Annotated in this window: 1 protein-coding gene; it reads left to right on the top strand. The window is 46.2% G+C overall.

The window, feature by feature from the left end; all coding sequences use genetic code 11:
* Window positions 1-241 precede the first annotated feature (241 nt).
* The coding region (ltrA, locus tag BY457_RS18830) for a group II intron reverse transcriptase/maturase (protein WP_258176799.1) at window positions 242-1,410 on the top strand (1,169 nt) is incomplete at its 3' end.

Here is a 1,410-nt window from a genome sequence, read left to right as displayed (position 1 = left end):
AAAGGACAGTTATGTAGATGCGACAGGAATAGACTGAAGGATAAAGCTCTTACCAGGGGATAGCTCCACGTTCACGAGGTGGACATGTGAAGCAGTCAGCAGAAGTCATAGTAGGTGAGGATGCTACCGATTCACGGTATTAACCGTAAGGAAAATTGCGGCCTACGAGCGAACTGTATCAGCCGGGTTTCCCGACATAAGAAGTGAACACCGAAGGACGGAACTTTAAATCGTTACAAATTTGCCCGGGAGGTCTAAGTTAAAAGCTTATCAGCCCATCAAAAGCGTAACAGGAAACAGCAAAGAAGAAATGGAAGAAGCACTGATTGAGAAAATCCTGCAACCGGCCAACCTATCAATGGCCTGCAGAGAAGTAGTTCGTAACAAAGGAGCCGGTGGAGTAGATGGTATGAAAGTAAGTGAATTAGAAGCTTACCTGCATGAACATCGCTCAACCCTGCCAGAACAAGTTCGCACTAGAAACTACCATGCACAGCCGATTCGAGGCAAAGAAATTCCCAAAGGAGGTGGTAAAATGCGCCTGCTTGGGATACCAACAGCCATAGACCGGATGTTGCAACAGGCCGTTTTGCGTGTGATCATGCCCCGTTATGAACAAGCGTTTTCGACCTATAGCTATGGATTCCGCCCTCGGCGGAATACCCAGCAAGCGGTAAGTAAATCGCTGCACTACATCAACTCCGACTATCAACACATAGTGGAGATTGACCTTAAACAGTTCTTCGACATGGTAGACCATGTGCTGCTCTTGCAACTGCTCTATCGAAAGATAAAATGTAAAACCACGATGTGCCTGATCCGGCGTTGGCTGAGAGCCCCTCTTGAAAAAGACGGGAAACTCATTAAACGACGTATAGGCGTACCACAAGGAAGCCCGATAAGCCCGCTCTTGTCTAATATCATGCTTCATGAACTGGACACGGAGATGGAGCGTTTGGGACTTCGTTTTGTCCGCTATGCAGACGATTTCAGCATTTACTGCAAAACGAAATCGGAAGCAAAACGGGCGGGTAATCAGGTTTACATTTATCTTCGGGACAAGCTGAAACTCCCCATTAACCGGGAGAAAAGCGGCATACGGCGACCTGTCCATTTTCAGATTTTGGGGTATGGCTTTGTCCCTGTTTTTCAAAAAGGGGTCAAAGGCAAATACCAATTAGTTGTAAACCGTAAAAGATGGAAATCTTTGAAAGCAAAACTGAAGGAGGTAACCCGTAAAACTACGCCAATGAGCTTTGATGAACGCATAAAGAAACTGCATGAAATCCAGCGAGGCTGGCTAAATGCATTCAAATATGCCAACATCAAGGGAAAACTGGCAGAATTGGATGGCTGGCTGCGCAATCGCTTAAGATATTGCATTTGGCATCACTGGAAGAAGCTCGAACG

Origin of the sequence: Marinilabilia salmonicolor (assembly GCF_003003035.1) — a bacterium.
Taxonomy (GTDB): domain Bacteria; phylum Bacteroidota; class Bacteroidia; order Bacteroidales; family Marinilabiliaceae; genus Marinilabilia; species Marinilabilia salmonicolor_A.
This window is presented reverse-complemented; position numbering and strand designations above follow the sequence as displayed.